Here is a 17,741-nt window from a genome sequence, read left to right as displayed (position 1 = left end):
ATATATACTTATTATTTTAATTTTAATACTAATATACTATTTTTTGTAAAGATACCAAATCAGATAATTTTTCACCAAATTCTAACATTACAGATGCACTTAGTCTTTCACAAGAGCCAGATATTCCAACCGCTCCTATCAAGATATTATCCTCATTAAATAAAGGAACTGCAATACATCTCATACCGTCTTGGTATTCTCTATTATCCAAAGAAAAGCCTCTGCTTCTCACTTGTTCTAATTCATTTTCTAAAGACTTCACATCTGTTATTGTGTTATTAGTATATTGATTTAATTTCAATTTCTTTAAGTCATAATTTCCAAAAGCAAGTATAGATTTTCCTAAAGCACTTGTATGAAGCTGAGTTTGAACTCCTATATTATTTCTAGTTTTAATCTCTCTTTTGGATAAATCCAACTGATTAATATATAAAACCCGATAATCATCAAAAATGCCAAGGTATGAACATTCTCCTGTTAATTTTGCGATTTCTTCTAAAAGATAATTTGTTTTCTTTATTAAAAGTTCAATTTTTGTAGCTTGATTTGTTTTTATAAAAATATCATTTGATATGATTTCATTTGAGTTTTCTAAATAAGAAATAAAGCCTTCATCCTTAAGAGTTTGTAACAATCGAGACATAGTACTTTTATCAATAGCAAGTTTGGAGCATAACTCTTTTGCTTGTACTGGTTTCCCATAATCAACAATTGTTTTATATACTTTTAATCCCTTAGATAAAGACTTTATTTGATTTGGCATTTTATTTCTTTTTATTTATTATATAACTTATTTTAGCATCTCATTAAATTTTGCTAACCATTGGGGATGTGCTGGCCATGCTGCTGCTGTTACTAGATTAGAATCTACTATTGCATTTTCAAAACCAATATCTGCCCACTTTCCACCCACAAGTTCCACATCAGGAGAACAAGCTGGATAACAAGAACAAGTTTTACCTTTTATAACATCAGCTGCTACTAGAAGTAGTATTCCATGACAAACAGAAGCAATAGGTTTATTATGTGAATTAAATTCTTGAACAATTTCAATAACTCTTGAATTTAATCTAATGTACTCAGGAGCACGTCCACCAGGAATTAGTAAAGCATCATAATTTGATTCATTTACATCCTCAAAAGAAGCATTTAAGGCAAAGTTATGCCCTGGTTTTTCTGTATAGGTTTGATCCCCTTCAAAGTCATGAATAGCAGTTTTAATTATATCGCCTGCTTTTTTATCAGGACATACAACATCCACTTCATGCCCTAACATCTTTAGAGCTTGAAAAGGAACCATTAATTCATAATCTTCTACAAAATCACCAGCTAGTATTAAAATCTTTTTTGACATAAGTCTCTCCTTTTATTAAGTAAGGAGATTTTATATCAATATATTTTAAATAAAAATTTATTTTTAAACTAGTTTTTTTCACTCTCACATAGTGAAACTAAAGATATTTTATTTATCTAAAATCGATTCTATTTCTTTTATAGCATCTTCATTTTTAAGTCTAAATTTAATCTCAATTCTTCTTGATTCATCTTTTAATTCTAAACCATTATTATCATATATTGGATCTAAGAAAGACCGTCCACTTGCAACTACAAGTTTTTTTAGATTATCTCTTTTATCAAAATCTAAATCTAAAAGAAAAGACATTACTGAATATGCTCTTTTTTGAGATAATTCTAAGTTGTAAAGAAAAGAACCTTTTGAGTTAGTATGTCCCTCAATTATGATTTTATCAATATGTTTATTTATATCTTTATTTTCTAAAATAGTATTAAAATAGTCATATACAGCATTTTTTAAAGCCTCTTTAGAATTATCTTTTAATGTAAATTGTCCTTCATCAAATAAAATATTAGAAGATAGACTAATAGCACCATTTTTTGGATCAATTTGCATATTATTACCTAAAGCATTTTTTAAAAGTGTAATAACCTTTATTTTAATTCCTGTTAGGTTTTTAATTTTTTGTTTTGTATTACTTAAATCTTGAATAGCTAAAGAGTGTTTTGATTCTGTTGTTTTTAATCTCTCTAAAATTACTTGTAACTCATCATCTAAAAGTTGATTCTTATCTTGTAATGCGACAATTAGTTTCTCTTTTAAAAGAATATCTTCTGAATAATTATCTAGTTCTGTGTCTTTTTGTTTTACATTAAGATTTAATAAATCAAGAGTCTCTTTTAGTTTTATTTCTGTTAATAAAAGTTCAGAAATTTTTTCTTTATTTTCTAATTTTAGATTTGTTAATAATTCAATTTGCACTTTCTTACTTTGTAGTTCTGTTTCAAAAGAAGAAATTGCGCTTTTATCTTTTTTTATAGTTTGATTTAAATCTTCGTTTGTTTTTGTAGATTCTTCTAAATTCGAGTTTAATAAAGTTATTGTCTCTTTTAAGTAATCAAGATTTTTCCTACTTTTTTCTAAGGCAATTAACGTTCTAGATATTTCATCTTCTTTTTTCATTAACTCTTTTTTACTTTTCTCTAGTGCTGTCTTTTCAACACTTAGAGTTTTTTCAAGTATCTTAGATTCTGTTTCAAGAAAAGAGTACTTAATAATAATAGCACCTACTAGTAGTATAAATACAAATAATAATCCTGCCATTAAATCAGCATAAGATATCCAGAAACTTGTGTTATTGTTATCTTTGTTCATCTTGTCTACTTATTTCTATATCTTTTTTAATTAAATCTTGCCCTAAAGTTTTTAAATCATTTGATATTAACTCAAAAGAAGATAGAACAGAATAAATTTCAGCTTTCATAGCTTTTGAATGTTTAGATTGTTCAAAAACAGAAGTTGAAAGGTTCTCATTTGTATTAGATATTGATTTATTTAAAATATCAAAATCTTCTAATAACTCTTTTTGTTTAATTGCTGTTTGCTCAAAAAGTTGTGCAATATTAATATAATTATTAGATAGTTTATTCTCTAATGCAATATGTTCTTCTTGTAATTTTTCAACTGACTGTATTTTTGATTTAGCAACATTATCTAAAGTAAATAAAAATTCAGGAGTTACAATACTCTCTAGTTTATTAATCAAGTTCTCATTTGAAGTTTGATTTTGAGTTAGCGATAAAATTTTGATTTCATCTTCATTCCATATTTTAGTTTTATAATATGCTTTTGCTTCATCTATTTCTTTTTGGATTTTAGTAAGTCCTCTTTTTTCAAAAAACGTCCACCATAAAGATAAAAATATCCCATAAATAGAAGCATAAAAAGCAGTACCAATTCCACTTAATAAAACAGTGATTTCACTCTCTAATGCCTCTTGTGACTCAACAGAGAAATCAGGCATTGATATTGCAATTGCTATAAAAGTACCAAGAATACCAAGAGTTGGGAATATAGAAGCAGCGACACTTGCAAAGTGGTCATTTCTCACTTTTCTTTCATGTTCATCAAAAAAGAAATCAATATTTCCAAAAGCTTTACTTTTTCCAGCAATCATTAATTGATTCTTAGTAAGGAATACTTCCACATTCTCAATAACACCATTAAAAGAATTACGAAAAAAGGAGAATGCATACCAAGCATTATGAATAATAAAAAACATAAAAATTAAAAGAATAATTAGAATTATAATAATTGAATGAAGTTCAAGTTTTAAGGATACTAAATTAAAATAATCAATACTTAAAAGACCTATATATAAAAGTGCCGGTATTGATAACAACATAAAAAATCGAGGTAAATGATGGATTTTTTCTTCAGAAATTTGAAACATTTAAAAACTCCAATATAAAAGATATTAGTTTGGATTAGTCTACAATAAAATTAGTTTATATAATATGAAAGAAAAAAGTAAATACTTTTTTCTTTTTAGAATAAGTCTACACTTGATACTTGTTCTTCTTTGAATCTTACAACTTTATCTCGTCCTGTACTTTTTGCTTCATATAATGCAATATCAGCATTTTTAACAACACCATTAAATGAAGTTGAATCTTGAGGGAACATCGAAACACCAATACTAATAGTCTTTTTAAGTTTAGCACCTGCGTATACATCGATTTCATTTTCTCTTACTCTTTGCCCTATTTTATTAGCAACAGTAATAGTATCTTCTTCAGATTTAACACCAACTAGTAATACAATAAATTCTTCTCCACCATATCTAATTACTAAATCTGACTCTCTAACTGTTTCATCTAAAATTCGTGCAAGTTCTTTTAACACTTTATCACCAATATCATGTCCATACTCATCATTAACAGCTTTAAAGTGATCCATATCTAACATTAATACACCAACATTAATATTTTCTCTTTTAGCTTGAGGAATAAGTTTTTTAGTGTGTTCTTCTAAGAACTTTCTATTATAAAGACCTGTTAAGCCATCTCTAAATGCTGATTCTTTAAGTGCATTCATTAATAATTTAACTTCTAAAGAAGGTGCTGCTTCATTAATATAACTTTTTATAAAAGTAAATTGTTCCTTTAAGTTCTCTAACTCTTCTTTTGTATCAAAAACAAAGTTTATAATTAAATAGATATTTTTGCTAATATCTATGTTGGTACAGTAATAATACTTGTCTTTGTTTTCAAAATATGGACATGTACTATGGAAGTCCATAGACATTACATCACTTTTTGTTCTAGCTGCTCTACATAACTCTGGTGATTCACTCATAGTTTTTTCACAGTGGAACATATTTCCTTCTTTTACAACAGCAGACATTTTTTGTTTTAACATATCTATTTCAACAAAAGAGAAGTTTTTGATTCCAAATTTATTCAAGAAAATCTGAGATAATCTTGCATATATTTCATCTCTTGTATTGTCTAATTCTATCTCTTTTTTAAATTGATATAAATTTGATAAATTATCAATAATTTCTTTAGAATCATTTAATGGGTCTTTTCCATTATTAATATTGTTGTAACCAATAAATCCTTGTAGTTTCTTTTCTATATCTACAGAAGTTTCTCTAAAGTTTACAATTAGCTTATTATACTCTTGGGTTAAAGTTAACATCTCACTTGTAATTCCACGAGGTGGTTGTATCTGATTAAACTTACCAGTTACTGCACAATTAATGTTATTACTAAATCTGTTAAATAATGAAATATAAGGTCTTAATATTTTTCTTGATAGAAATATAATAATCACAATGGTTAATATAACAATAAGAGAAATAATATAAATTGATTCTATACCGATTTGCTTAAGAGTACTTATATCTAACATTAAAGATACTGCACCTAAAGTTTCTCCCTGTTTTACATTATGACACTGTAAACAGTCAATATTTTTTTCAGCAATTGCGTTGTAAGGAATTGTAACTCTTACATTTGTTGTAGTAAATGTTTCTTGAATTTCATATTGCATTTTACCTGTTAGTAAAACACTTTTATCTAAGGCATCTTTTGGGAGTTTCGTTTTATCAATATTTTTAAATTGATTACTTACAAGATCTCCTCGAACTAACCAGATTTTATCTACATTTTTTATATTAGATACAGAGTCAATAAAGGTATCTACTTGATGCATATTATTATTTAACATATGGGATGTTAATCCACTTTTTATCACTTCAGATAAGGCTTCTGCATTATGGATAGCAGATTTAATTCCAATATTTCTCAAATTGTACAAACTAAGAGCAGTTATAACAATAGCAAGAACAGCAACCATTATTATATATTTAAAAATAATATTTTTACGCACATCAAAACCTTAAAAAATAATTAAAAAAAATTGTACAATAGTTATTCTTAAAAATAATCAAATAATAGCTTTAAATTATAATATTCTTCATATAAGCTTATTATTTCAAATTAATTATATAATTACACATAGAAAAGGAATTAAATGAAAGATATTAAAACTGAATTAAACGATGTTGTAGAAAACTTAATGATACCAGAAGTGGAATCATACTTAGAAGATTTACACAAACTTTTAGAAAATAATGAACAAACAGAAGATGATATGACAGCAATAAAAGAGTTAGAATCTTTTTTAGTTGAATTACAAAATATTATTGAAGTAATAAAAAAAGACAAAATGCCTGAAAGTGAATATCAAAGAATTTACGATCAAATTATGGCTAATGTAAAAGAACATAAACACGAAGAAGAATAAATGAACTTTGTTAAAAATACTCAAGAAGAACTAAAAAAACTTAATATTAAAAATGATGAACAATATACAATTCAATATTTAAATAGGGATTATTTTAATGGGGATGAAAATATTGAAAAAACTTTAGCAAAAGCTATTATAGATGAAAAAAATGAAATTAGTTTTTTAGTTCAAGATGATTATGGAATGGATAAATTTATTAAAGATGCAAAAGTTATATTATAACTTTTCATCTTTATTTTTAAAAATTTCTATATCAGGTTTTTGTGTATTAAATGACTCAATTTTAAAACTATCTTCCAATACAGACACACTAACATAAGATTGCCCTTCTCTTGTAGTTTTAATCATCCAAGAGTTATCTTTATTAATTACTACATTATCAAAGCCAAACCTTGAATACTCTTCGTATAGTAGCTCTTTAATCTCATCAAAATCCAAGCCTAAAGAAAATGGTAAAAAAATATCAAAAGTATCATCTTTACTTGATGTTTTAATTTCACGTGATTGCTCTACAAAAACTTCTTCTTTTTCAGAATAATTATCTGGAACTAAAAATTTATAAGTTGCAGATAATGCACTAATAATAAATACATTTACAAATAAAGTTAATAATGAATTTAAAAAGTTTAATTTTGTTGAAATAACTGCCGTTAAAAATTCAATGGCAATTCCATAAACTAATGAAATTAATATAGCAATTAAAGAAGGAATTATAATAATTGTAAACATACATAAAATTTTATGTTTAGAAGTTAACTTCCAAGAATCAGCAAAAGACAAGTCATGATCCAGTGCTATTGATGGTAAAACCAAAGATAATCTTGAAAAGACAAATATTGAGATAATACCTGATGATATAATCAATAAAGGATAAACCAATTCATTTGAAGAATCTAGTATTACACTAAAAAGTAAGACAACTGGGAAAATAATAATCATTACAAATAATACAATTAATAAAGAATAAAAAAAGAACTTTATCTCTCTACTTGTAAATTTATATAAACCCCAAGTAGGAACAGCATTTTCTTCTATTAATAAAACTCTATGAGTTGTAATGGCAATTAAAATATTAATACAGAATAAAACTATCGCAGATGTAAATAAAATTATTTTATTTTGAGCTAAAACAGAATAAGGTAATACTTGCTCAAATAAAACTATTATAAAAAATGGAATTAACAAAGCTTTTAGAAGTTGATACTTCTTTTCAAAAATCCCATTAAAAGTTGCACCTACTATTTGTTTATACATAATATGCCTTCAATTTTTTCATTATTTTAATGTAAAAATCTTAAAACAACTTTTATTATTTATACATTTTTAATCCTAAATTTGACAAAAAAAGTATTTTTTTATATATTCAAGGAACAAATACAAAAGTAAGGGAAAATAAATGGAAATTATTTATAAAATATTTGAAGTAGGTATTGTAATATTTTTTATTTTTATGTTAATTAGATTTTTAAAATGTAGATTTGGAAAGTGTGATATCAAATAATATCACACTATAACCTAAGCTTTAACAGCTGTGAATATAATTTCTACAAGCGTACCTTCACTTGCCATATTTGCTTCAACACAAGCTCTTGCAGGAGCATTAACATCAGCAATCCATAAATCCCATTGAGAATTAAAATCAGCGAAATCTCTATAAATATCTTTTAAGAAAATCTCAGCTCTTAAGATATTACCTTTATTAGCACCAACATCAGCTAATCTTTTATCAGCAATTTCAAAAACTCTTTTAGCTTGACCATGAATATCTAAAGTTTTATCATCAGATACTATACCAGCTAAATATACTGTTCCATTATGCTCAACAATTCTACTCATTCTATCATTTACTTCCATTCTATTAATCAAAAGTACTCCTTATAAATTATTTTTGAAAATTATAACACAAAATATAAAATTTAATACTAAATTAATATTAATTAATATATTATTTCAACCTTCAAACAAACGGTGAGGTTGGAGAGTGGTCAAATCCTGCGGATTGTAAATCCGCCGCCTACGGCTTCGAAGGTTCAAATCCTTCTCTCACCACCATATATATAGTGCGAGTGTGGCGGAATAGGTAGACGCGTTGGACTTAAAATCCAATTCCGGTTTCGGAGTGTGAGTTCGATTCTCACCATTCGCACCATTATTATTAATTGCAGAGAGTTGACAGAGTTGGTCGAATGTACCGGTTTTGAAAACCGGCGAGGTTCACGCCTCCGGGGGTTCGAATCCCCCACTCTCTGCCATTTTATTCTAGTTTTTCCCCATTTTTATAAAAAATACTTTTATAAACTTTTCCTGATTCATCATATATTCTTTCAATACCATGTTTTTTCCCATTAAGATAATTAGTTTTAATCATAACTTTTCCATTAATATAAAACTCTTTTTCAACTCCATCTTTTTTAGATTTTAAATATGAAGTTGATTTTTTTAAAACACCTCTTTTGTAATATTCTTTTTTTACAATATGATCTTTTGATAATTTATCTTCAAGAGGAAGACTTAACAGTTTATTTTGCGAGCCTTTAATATTTTCTTTTTTATATAAAAGATTTGGTTTTGATACTTTTATTGTTTCTTTTTTTTGATTTGAATTTGTAGCTGAACCAATAGGAGAAATTTTCATCCATTTGTCATTTGATAAAACAGCAATAGATGAAAAAAGAAATATAAGAACTATTTTTTTACATATCAAGTTGGTTCTCTTTACTATCAATTGAATTCATAAGTTTTTCAATAATTTTTACTTGTTCTGCTAATTCTTTTGTAAGTGTTTTAATACTTTTATTTTTATCATTAAGTTCACCAGTTAATTTCTCTAAACTCAACATTGCAACATCATTTTTCTTTCTTACTTCCTTTTCATCAGCTAATACTACTTTTATTTTCTTACTAGCTTTATCACTAGTAACTTTTAGTTTTTCTTCTACTCCAACAAGTTCATCTTTAAAAAACTTTATTTGGTTCTTAAATTTAGCCCCACGTTGTTGTTCTGTTTTAACATTTGATTCTAAGTTTTTATAAAAATTGATTTTATTTATTAAAGCATCAATTTTTTCTCTTGCTTCCATATTTATTCTTCTATTAGTATGAATATTCTTTGCAACTTTTTTCTTAAACTCTTTTTGTTCTAATTCATCATCTGTTGCTAAAAAAGATATCCACATAAACTCACATATTTCATTAGAGTTTTTCTTTAATACAGGAATTACTGTTAGGTAAACATAGAATTCACTCTTAGATTTAGTAAGCTGTTTTAATTTACCTTCCCAAATATTACCATCTTTAATACTTTTGTATAAACCCTCATAAATAAGCTTATTTGTTGCATCATCTTTTATTAATTCATGTTTATTACTTGCTAACTCTTCTTGTGTATATTCAGTAATTTCTGTAAAGTAATTATTACAGAAGATTATTTCACCCTCAAGGTTAGTTTTACTTACAAGGGCAACTTCATTTATTACACTTCTTATATCTTCTAAATCTTTTTGTGTTTCTTCTCTTAATTTATCAAAGTATTTATTTTGACAAATTCTTTCAACTGAAAAAACTAAATCCTTTGCATTTATAGGTTTTTGTAAATAATCACTAGCTTTATACTCAATTGCACTAAGTAAAGGATCTACTTCGATTTTATCCGTAGTTAGAATAATAGGAATATTCTTATCAATATTTCTAATTTCTTCAAGAAGTTTAACTCCTGACATATCTTTTAAAGCAACATCAATAATAACTAAATTAAGAATATTTTCACTATTGTGATCTTTTTTAAAAGCTTCTAAAGCTTCACTTCCAGAAACTAAAGAATTAACTGTTTTGAATTGTTTACTTAAGATTTCACTAAAGTATGTATTTATTTCAGTATCACTCTCTACATATAAAATATCTAGAGTTTTTAGAAAAGCATAATTAAACATTTTTTATTAACCTTTCTTTTCAACTAATTGTTCAGTTCTATGTTTTACAACATCTTCTAAATCTTTAATTTTTAATGACTTCTCTTTTATCTCATCTTTTATTTTTAAGATATAAGCTTCTCTAATTTTTATTTCTTCTGAAACTTTTACTATTTTCTTAGAGGCTTTTTCTTCCGAATCTCTCATATCTGCTGTTAATATTGATATTTTATTAATTTTGTCATTTACTCCAAAGGTAAGTTGTTCAAACCTTCTTCTTCCAGCTTTAAGCTTATTTTCTAACTTTTGTAATTCTGAATATTGTTCAATATTTGATACTTTTTGTTTATTAAAATACTCCACAACATTTTCGTATCCTTTATACCGCTCTAACATATGTTCTAACTCATCAATTTTTTGTTGAGCTACTTTATTTACTCTTTTTGTTTCTTGTAAATTAAAAAGTACTTTCTTTTTATATTCTCTTTTTTCACTCTCTTCTTTTGTAGTAAGAAAATTAACACTAATAAACTTTCTAAGCTCCTGTGTCACTTCATCTAAAACAGGAATAATTGTACAGTTAGAGAAAAACGCAGCTCCACTTTTTGTAATATATTTACTTTTACCTTGCCATTTTTCTTTTGATTGTAAAACTCTCCATTGTTCGTCTAGAATGGAAGTAGCCATATCAGGATGAAAGATTATTCTATAATTAAAGCCTATAATATCTTCATCTTCACATTTTACTAGTTCTCGTAAGAAGTCATTTATATATACGATATTCCCTTCTACATCAAAAATAAAAACAACTGCAACTTTATTTATGATATTTAAGTAATCTTCTACTTCATTTTGAGAGTCTGTAATTTCGTCTTCTTGTTTTTTTGTTAGACAGACTTCTTGGACTTTTTTTAGTACCTCATCTAAGTTCAAAGGTTTCATAAAATATGCTGTTACGTCTTGTCTTAGGGATTCAAGTAATAAATCAATATCATTACTTTCAGTAAAGAATATAAAAGGTAGATTTTTATCAAAAGTCCTAATTTTTGTTAGTAAATCAAGTCCTGAAAAATCATCAAATTGAGATTCACTAACAATTACATCAATAGTAATATTATCTTTATTACATTGATTAAATATAATTAATGCTTCTTTTGCATCATTAGCTATAAAAACTTTTTTAAAAAATTTATTTAAAATAGAAGAAAATTCAGTTTTTAACTCTAAATCATTCTCTACATATAAAATTGTAAGTGTTTTAAAAAAATTCTCATTCAGCATAGTTATTATCACTTATATATATAAAATATATATATAAATTCTCCTTTTTCGAATTTATGTTTATATGTTACAATAATAATTTTAACTATATCTTATAAAAATAACTCTTTTTTGTCCTTTTTATCAAATATCTATGATCTAAATAACATTTTCTATTCTTTTTGTTGCTAATATACCTAAATATGATTGTTCCTGATATTTTTTTAATGCTTTAGGAAATATGATTGAGTTCTTTTTTTCAAAAGAGCTTATACTTTGTGATGAGATAAGTTCAACTTCACATATACTATTTAACTGTATTAAAGCTTCCATTTTAAAGGTAACTGCACCACCTGAAAAAGTACCTTTTTTTGCTCTTTTTTTAATAAAAACTTTTTCAATTTCATTTTCTTTTAGAAATGAACTAATTGAAGAAGAAAACTTTGATATGTCTTCTTGATTTTCATCATCTTCCAAAGTAATTTTCTTTATTTTTAAATCAATATAGTCAATAATATCATCATCTTCTCTAAAATCTATTACACTTAATATTGTATTACTAGCTTTCAATTCGATACCACATAATTTCATAATAATTCCTTCTTAATTAAACTAAAGGAATTATATAACAATAAATTTTTACTACTTAATTATATGTCATTTTGTAATATTTTATATATTTAATAATGGTTCAGAGAAATAATAACCTTGAAATTCATCAATTCCTAGTTCTACTAAAACATCAAATACTTCTTTATTATGAACAAATTCAGCAATTGTTTTAATATTTAACTCTTTTGATGCTGATATTATTCCTTTTACTATTGTATATGCTTTTGCATCATTATGAATATTTTTAATAAACGAACCATCAATTTTTATATAGTCAGGTTCAATAGCAATAATATTAGAAAAGTTTGAATGCCCAGTACCAAAATCATCAATGGCAATTCTAACACCAAATTTTCTAAACTCAGTAACAAATTTTTGCATGATTTCTAAATCTTCAATACTTTCTGTCTCTAATATTTCTATTATTAACCTACTTCCAATTTTTTTAAATCTAGTTAGGTTTTCTTTTATAATATTAATTAGAGTTCTATTATATATATCTTCATAAGACAAGTTTATTGAAAAGTCTTCTTTTCTGTTATACATAGTAATAAAACTTTTTTCAATTAAAATAGCCATCATAGAATTGTAATGCTTAGTTTTTTTAGATGGTTCGAGGAATTCGTAAGGAGAAATTATATTAAAACTTTCATTGGCCTTTTCCCCTACTCTCATTAAAACTTCAAATTTCAATACATTTTCTTCTTTATCAACAATTGGTTGAAAGGCTGTCAATATCATATCATTCTCAATAGCTGTTTTAAGTCTTGGAGACCATTTTAAAACATCATTAATTGAGCTTGATAAGTCTAAAGTATTATTATAAATCACATAGTTTAATCTATGTTTTTTTGCATGCCTTAAAGCCATTCCCGCACTAACATAAGGATTCTTTTCAGCAATAGATAGACCAATAGTTGCATTTAAATCAATTGAATCCCTATCATTTACTGTAAAGTTATACTCTTTTATAGTTGATATTAATTTAAATAAATCTTTTTCATAAGATTGTAAATAGTAGTTATCATCTATCTCTTTAAATAAAACAAATTCATCAGCATAAACTCTATATAAGTTATAATCTAAAGTGGAATTGAAAATGTTTAGACATTGAGCAAATTGATACAATAAAGAGTTCGAGTTTTTAAAACCATACAGATTATTAATATTATGAAAAGAATCTAAATTAACAACAAAGAATATGGATAAAGCTGAGTCATCTATATTTTTCATTAAAGAGTAATAACTTTTCAAACCAGTTAATTTATCATTGTAAAGTAAATTCTCTAAATCTTGTGTTCTTTCACTTACTTTTTTTTCTAATAATTGATTAGAATCAGTTAAATCTTCATTTTGTTCTTTCATATTTTCATTATATTGTTTAACAATATTTGAATTATAAATATCTTGACAAACTTTTGTTAACGTTTTAATAGTATTCTCAAAACTCATAGGCTTTTGTATAAAAGAACTTACTCCAATATTGAGAAGATCAATAAGGTTTCTTGGGTCATTGTAAGCTGAAACAATTACTAATTCTTGTTTATCATTTATTTCAAAAATATTTTTACTAAGTTCAACACCATTCATTTTTGGCATATTAATATCACTAATAACCACATCATAAAATAAATTATGTGTTTGATAATATTCATTATATTTTGATAAACCATCTAATCCATCGGAAGCAATATCAACTATTGCAAAGATTTCTTCTAATAGTTTTGCTGTTACTTCTTTTGAAATATCATCTTCCACATATAAAACAGTTAGATTTTTTGAATATTGTAAAAGGTCTTTTAAATTCATAATATTTCCTTACTCAGTTATATCTAAGATTTCTTCGAAAGCTTTAAATAGTACAGTGGAACTTATAGGTTTTACAATATAAGTACATCCTAAGGCTAAACACTTATCAATTTCAGAGTGCTCATTATGACCACTAATACATATCACTTTTATATTTTCATTAAGTATTTTTATTTCTTTTATCATTTCTATACCATCTAGTTTTGGCATACTTAAATCAGTAATGATAATATCAGGTTCATTCATTTTAAATTGATTAATACCTTCTACTCCATCTAAAGCATAATAAGCTTCTTTAAATAACATAGGCAAAATCTCTTTCATAATATCAATAACAATTTTCTCATCATCAATAAATAAAACACTCAAATCTTTGATTTTATCTTTTACTAAAACTCTATTCATAACTAACTCCATATCAAATTATAAATCAAATTTGTGGTATTTATGTGGTACTAAGAAATAGTAATACTGAAAATAGTTTCACCATCTTTACTTTCGACTTTTAATTCCCCATTCATACTTTTTTCTATAATCATTTTAGACATATAAAGACCAATTCCTGTCCCCTTAGATTCAAATTTAGTCGTAAAATAAGGATTAAATATTTTATTAATAATTTCCATACTTACACCACCACCATTATCTTTTATAAAAATAACAAATTTATTTTTTCCTTTTATGATATTAACATCAATTTTTCCATTGCTAATATTATTCATTACAATTGCATCTTTTGCATTGTTTAGAATATTAATAATTACTTGTTTAAATTCATTTGGAAAACCGTCAATATATATATTATTACAATCAAAAGTATATTCAATATTATAACTCTCTAATTGAGGTTTTAACATTGAAAAAACACTCTCAATAACATCACAAATATTAAAATGAGTTCTTTTCTTAGAAGGAATAAAAAAATCTCTAAAATCATCAATGGTTTTAGACATATAATTTAGCTGATTATTAATATTCTCACAGATTGGTTTATACTCTTCTAAATCCATAGTATCTTGAAATTCCAACTTAGTTTCAACTTTCATATTTAAAGCAGCTAAGGCATTAAGTGGTTGTCTCCACTGATGAGCAATAGCACTCATCATCTCACCCATTGATGCAAGTTTAGATTGTTGAAAAAGTAAGTGTTCTTTCTCTTTCAATTCTGTTAAATCTACAATAGATACAATTCTCATTGTTTGGTTTGATTTTCTTACATTTTCACCTTTTACTAAACCAGGGAATAATGTACCATCTTTTTTAACTAGTCTAATTTCTCTAGGAAAAGATTTATTCTTTTTTATCTCTTTACGCACTTTTTCTTTATCATCTTGAGCAATAATAAAATATATATGTCTTCCAATATAATCAGATTTTTTTGAAAACTTAAATAGCTTTCTCGCTTCATGATTAGCTTCAATACATTTACCACTTTTTTCAATTAAGAATATTGCCTCAATTGTAGAATCTACTAGCATCTTAAAATTATCTAGTGAGCTTTGTAACTCTTTTTCTATTGATTTTCTATGTTTAATTTCTCTTTTTAATTTTACAGTCCAAAGATAGAATATTATCATTCCTAAGAAAAAGAATATTGGTAAAAATACTTTTCCTACTAATGAGTAATCAAATTTGTGTTCATATTTAACAGTAATCCATTTATTTAAGATTCTATCTTTTTCTTTTTTTGTTATTGAAGTAATTAATTTTTGAAAAATAGATAATAAATCAGGAGAATCATTTCTTAGTGCAACTGAAAGCTCCAATTTTGTATCTAATTCTCTAGCTATTTTAATATTTGTAAAATACTCTTTCGTAATAACACTACTTAAAGTAGTAGGAATATCAATAAAGCCAAATATTTCACCTTTTCGAACTGCTGCTAAACCATTAGAAATAGTATCAAATTCTCTAATTCTAATAGAAGGATATTTTTTCAAAAAGATATCAATAGAAGCATAACCTTTTACCATTCCAAACGTTTTCTCTAATAAGTTATTTATTCTAGGTACTTTTTTGTGAGATTTTAATGTAGCTAAAGCAAAGGATGAAGATAAATATGGCTTAGTAAAATTTATATAATTTAATCGATTTAAAGTAATAGCAGCAGCTGGAATTAAATCACATTTCTTTTCTCTTAATAATAAAAGAGAATTATAAAAAGAATCAGTTTTTATTAATTTAAAAGGAAGATTTAAAACATCAGAAAAATATTTCATATAATCAGATGTAACACCTAAGTGTTCCCCTTCATGAAGATATTCATAAGGTGCCCAATTAGGATCAATACATATATTTATACTTGATTTATTATGTAAATAGTTTTTTTCTTTTTTAGTAAATAAAATTTCCTTATTCATTAAAATTAGTTCATTTCCAAACCATTTATGTCTAAGTTTTATTAACTCCTCATCTTTTATATTTTTCATGCCTTTTTCAATAATTTCTTTTAAAATAGGCATATCACTTCTAACCCCAATATTAAGCCTACTAACAAATCTATGATCTGTTGTATCAACAATACCTTTTATATTTATAATCCCGTGATTTTTAATAAGATAACTAGCCACTGCAAAATCACTAATTGTTGCATCTGCTCTTCTAAAAGCCACATCTTTTAATGCTTCTAAACTATTTTTTGTTAATTTGAGTTTTATATTAGGATAATGTTTTTTTATAATTTCACTTGTATAAAAACCTTTTGGAACCGATACCGTTTTTCCATCAAGATCTTTAATACTTGTAATATCTGTTCTAGTACCCAAAACATATATAGTAGGTAAAGATTCAGCATATTGTTTTGTAAAGTTTATATAACTTCTTCTATTGGGAGTATTTACAATATTAAGCATAATATCTAAGTCTCTATTCTTAATCATAGTCAAATATTCATTCCAACTTTTATTTGAAATATATTCAATTTCAATTCCAAGTTTTCTAGATAGTATATTCATATAATCAATAGAAAAACCCTTCGGTAAACCAAATTCATTATAATTATATGGAGGCCATTTACTCTCATTATGAATTCTTAGTTTCGTAAGATTCTTTATAAACTTTTTTTCTTCAGTGCTAAGGTTTAATTTTAAATTACTATAAATAAAATCATTTAAATCAATCTTACCTTTTACTTCTCCCATGATTTTATAAATATCATATATTCTTTGCATTTTTTTAATATTAATTTCACCAATTTCTGAAGTTTTATAATATGCTAGTTTTTTTAATTGGTATGCTTCATAAAGTAATGCATCTTTTGTTTTCTTTTGACTATTATATTTTTCATATATTATATTAATAGATTCATCTATATTATCAAAAGCATATTTCCATCCTTTTAAGGAAGCTGTTCTAAACTTTTCTACTCTTTGGGGATTATTACTGTATTCCATATGACTAGTAAACAAAATATCACTATAAAAATCATATCCTTCATCTTTTGGGGCAAAAACATCATATTCAATACCCTTTTCATCTAAACCATATAATTCATTTGACATATACACATTTACTAAATCAGACTCTTTATTAATAAGTTCATCCACATTAAAAGAATATTCTTTAATATTATTCTTATTTACATCAAATCCTTGAGAAGCTAGCATTGCTCTTAATGCAGTTGTACCTAAATCAGATTTTGTAAGTGATATAACTTTATCTTTTATATTGGATAAAGACGTTATTCCAGAAGATTTTAGAGAAACTAATACTAAAGGTGAGGATTGAAAAATTGAAGCTAATGCAATTACTTTTTTGCCATTAGATTTATCAACAATAAGATTTGAGTGGCTTATTCCATAATTAGCATTGCCGTTTAAAACATCATTAATAATATTTCTATTTCTTGAATATTCTAAGTCAAACTTTTTGAACTCCACATCTAAGCCATAATCTTCATAATAGCCTTTTTCTTTAGCAATATAATAACCAGCAAACTGGAATTGATCCAACCAAGCTAATTGTAAAGAGACCTTTTCTAGAGCAAAAAGGTTTATAGTAATAAAAATAAATAATAGATATTTCTTAAACATAATCCCTCC

The 17,741-nt window shown here is 25.4% G+C and carries 16 protein-coding genes and 3 tRNA genes; 5 read left to right on the top strand and 14 right to left on the bottom strand.

The window, feature by feature from the left end:
- Positions 1-28: 28 nt before the first annotated feature.
- The 5 genes from ALEK_RS07120 to ALEK_RS07100 all read right to left on the bottom strand — a co-directional run bounded on the left by ALEK_RS07120 (position 29) and on the right by ALEK_RS07100 (position 5,692).
- Positions 29-763 carry an IclR family transcriptional regulator gene (locus ALEK_RS07120; RefSeq protein ID WP_071625851.1) on the bottom strand — a complete coding sequence of 245 codons (735 nt, stop codon included), beginning with the start codon at positions 761-763 and terminating at the stop codon, positions 29-31.
- 27 nt (positions 764-790) lie between these two features.
- The gene (locus ALEK_RS07115) at positions 791-1,354 is read right to left on the bottom strand and encodes a DJ-1/PfpI family protein (protein ID WP_071625852.1); all 564 of its coding nucleotides are present in this window, start codon (positions 1,352-1,354) and stop codon (positions 791-793) included.
- A gap of 108 nt (positions 1,355-1,462) precedes the next feature.
- Positions 1,463-2,671: an OmpA family protein gene (locus ALEK_RS07110; protein ID WP_071625853.1), complete on the bottom strand. Its 1,209-nt coding sequence runs from the start codon at positions 2,669-2,671 to the stop codon at positions 1,463-1,465.
- On the bottom strand, positions 2,658-3,749 hold the full coding sequence (locus ALEK_RS07105) for a MotA/TolQ/ExbB proton channel family protein (protein WP_071625854.1): 1,092 nt from the start codon (positions 3,747-3,749) through the stop codon (positions 2,658-2,660). Before ALEK_RS07105 ends, ALEK_RS07110 begins: the two co-directional genes overlap by 14 nt.
- A 95-nt stretch (positions 3,750-3,844) precedes the next feature.
- Positions 3,845-5,692 carry a GGDEF domain-containing protein gene (locus ALEK_RS07100; protein ID WP_071625855.1) on the bottom strand — a complete coding sequence of 616 codons (1,848 nt, stop codon included), beginning with the start codon at positions 5,690-5,692 and terminating at the stop codon, positions 3,845-3,847.
- Between the two features lie 144 nt (positions 5,693-5,836).
- Here ALEK_RS07100 and ALEK_RS07095 point away from each other — a divergent pair, with 144 nt between their 5' ends.
- On the top strand, positions 5,837-6,109 hold the full coding sequence (locus ALEK_RS07095) for a hypothetical protein (protein WP_071625856.1): 273 nt from the start codon (positions 5,837-5,839) through the stop codon (positions 6,107-6,109).
- Entirely contained in the window at positions 6,110-6,334 is a 225-nt protein-coding gene (locus tag ALEK_RS07090; RefSeq protein ID WP_071625857.1) for a hypothetical protein, read from the top strand. It begins immediately after the preceding gene.
- Here ALEK_RS07090 and ALEK_RS07085 read toward each other — a convergent pair.
- Both ALEK_RS07085 and ALEK_RS07080 read right to left on the bottom strand, forming a co-directional pair.
- Positions 6,329-7,366 (bottom strand): hypothetical protein, encoded by a 1,038-nt coding sequence (locus tag ALEK_RS07085; RefSeq protein WP_071625858.1) that lies wholly within the window; start codon positions 7,364-7,366, stop codon positions 6,329-6,331. The genes ALEK_RS07090 and ALEK_RS07085 overlap by 6 nt on opposite strands.
- Positions 7,367-7,627: 261 nt before the next feature.
- Entirely contained in the window at positions 7,628-7,978 is a 351-nt protein-coding gene (locus tag ALEK_RS07080) for a RidA family protein (RefSeq protein WP_071625859.1), read from the bottom strand.
- 101 nt (positions 7,979-8,079) lie between these two features.
- Here ALEK_RS07080 and ALEK_RS07075 point away from each other — a divergent pair.
- The 3 genes from ALEK_RS07075 to ALEK_RS07065 all read left to right on the top strand — a co-directional run bounded on the left by ALEK_RS07075 (position 8,080) and on the right by ALEK_RS07065 (position 8,364).
- Positions 8,080-8,164: transfer RNA gene (locus tag ALEK_RS07075), tRNA-Tyr, on the top strand.
- Positions 8,165-8,174: 10 nt separating this feature from the next.
- Positions 8,175-8,261: transfer RNA gene (locus ALEK_RS07070), tRNA-Leu, on the top strand.
- Between the two features lie 14 nt (positions 8,262-8,275).
- Positions 8,276-8,364, top strand: a tRNA-Ser gene (locus ALEK_RS07065).
- A gap of 2 nt (positions 8,365-8,366) precedes the next feature.
- Here ALEK_RS07065 and ALEK_RS07060 read toward each other — a convergent pair.
- The 7 genes from ALEK_RS07060 to ALEK_RS07030 form a co-directional block, all read right to left on the bottom strand.
- Positions 8,367-8,816 carry a toxin-antitoxin system YwqK family antitoxin gene (locus ALEK_RS07060; RefSeq protein WP_071625860.1) on the bottom strand — a complete coding sequence of 150 codons (450 nt, stop codon included), beginning with the start codon at positions 8,814-8,816 and terminating at the stop codon, positions 8,367-8,369.
- Positions 8,806-10,041: a response regulator gene (locus ALEK_RS07055; protein ID WP_071625861.1), complete on the bottom strand. Its 1,236-nt coding sequence runs from the start codon at positions 10,039-10,041 to the stop codon at positions 8,806-8,808. The genes ALEK_RS07060 and ALEK_RS07055 overlap by 11 nt, the downstream gene beginning before the upstream one ends.
- Positions 10,042-10,047: 6 nt before the next feature.
- Complete coding sequence (locus ALEK_RS07050; RefSeq protein ID WP_164072421.1) at positions 10,048-11,301, bottom strand: response regulator; 1,254 nt, start codon at positions 11,299-11,301, stop codon at positions 10,048-10,050.
- Positions 11,302-11,439: 138 nt separating this feature from the next.
- Positions 11,440-11,871: a DUF3010 family protein gene (locus ALEK_RS07045; RefSeq protein ID WP_071625863.1), complete on the bottom strand. Its 432-nt coding sequence runs from the start codon at positions 11,869-11,871 to the stop codon at positions 11,440-11,442.
- An 81-nt stretch (positions 11,872-11,952) separates the two neighbouring features.
- A complete protein-coding gene (locus ALEK_RS07040) occupies positions 11,953-13,701 on the bottom strand; it encodes an EAL domain-containing response regulator (RefSeq protein ID WP_071625864.1) in 1,749 nt (582 codons plus the stop codon).
- A gap of 9 nt (positions 13,702-13,710) precedes the next feature.
- Positions 13,711-14,106: a response regulator gene (locus ALEK_RS07035; RefSeq protein ID WP_071625865.1), complete on the bottom strand. Its 396-nt coding sequence runs from the start codon at positions 14,104-14,106 to the stop codon at positions 13,711-13,713.
- 50 nt (positions 14,107-14,156) lie between these two features.
- Positions 14,157-17,732 carry an ABC transporter substrate-binding protein gene (locus tag ALEK_RS07030; RefSeq protein WP_071625866.1) on the bottom strand — a complete coding sequence of 1,192 codons (3,576 nt, stop codon included), beginning with the start codon at positions 17,730-17,732 and terminating at the stop codon, positions 14,157-14,159.
- Positions 17,733-17,741 lie beyond the last annotated feature (9 nt).

The sequence above is a fragment of the Poseidonibacter lekithochrous genome (genome assembly GCF_013283835.1).
GTDB lineage: Bacteria > Campylobacterota > Campylobacteria > Campylobacterales > Arcobacteraceae > Poseidonibacter > Poseidonibacter lekithochrous.
Note: the sequence above shows the minus strand (reverse complement) of the source record. Positions and strands in the feature narration are given on the sequence as shown.

Bases quoted from the DNA above. Each gene is read 5' to 3' on its own strand.
- ALEK_RS07050 (WP_164072421.1), bottom strand. From the start codon at position 11,301: ATGCTGAATGAGAATTTTTTTAAAACACTTACAATTTTATATGTAGAG.
- ALEK_RS07095 (WP_071625856.1), top strand. From the start codon at position 5,837: ATGAAAGATATTAAAACTGAATTAAACGATGTTGTAGAAAACTTAATG.
- ALEK_RS07115 (WP_071625852.1), bottom strand. From the start codon at position 1,354: ATGTCAAAAAAGATTTTAATACTAGCTGGTGATTTTGTAGAAGATTAT.
- ALEK_RS07120 (WP_071625851.1), bottom strand. From the start codon at position 763: ATGCCAAATCAAATAAAGTCTTTATCTAAGGGATTAAAAGTATATAAA.
- ALEK_RS07090 (WP_071625857.1), top strand. From the start codon at position 6,110: ATGAACTTTGTTAAAAATACTCAAGAAGAACTAAAAAAACTTAATATT.
- ALEK_RS07030 (WP_071625866.1), bottom strand. From the start codon at position 17,732: ATGTTTAAGAAATATCTATTATTTATTTTTATTACTATAAACCTTTTT.
- ALEK_RS07105 (WP_071625854.1), bottom strand. From the start codon at position 3,749: ATGTTTCAAATTTCTGAAGAAAAAATCCATCATTTACCTCGATTTTTT.
- ALEK_RS07085 (WP_071625858.1), bottom strand. From the start codon at position 7,366: ATGTATAAACAAATAGTAGGTGCAACTTTTAATGGGATTTTTGAAAAG.
- ALEK_RS07110 (WP_071625853.1), bottom strand. From the start codon at position 2,671: ATGAACAAAGATAACAATAACACAAGTTTCTGGATATCTTATGCTGAT.
- ALEK_RS07035 (WP_071625865.1), bottom strand. From the start codon at position 14,106: ATGAATAGAGTTTTAGTAAAAGATAAAATCAAAGATTTGAGTGTTTTA.
- ALEK_RS07045 (WP_071625863.1), bottom strand. From the start codon at position 11,871: ATGAAATTATGTGGTATCGAATTGAAAGCTAGTAATACAATATTAAGT.
- ALEK_RS07055 (WP_071625861.1), bottom strand. From the start codon at position 10,041: ATGTTTAATTATGCTTTTCTAAAAACTCTAGATATTTTATATGTAGAG.
- ALEK_RS07040 (WP_071625864.1), bottom strand. From the start codon at position 13,701: ATGAATTTAAAAGACCTTTTACAATATTCAAAAAATCTAACTGTTTTA.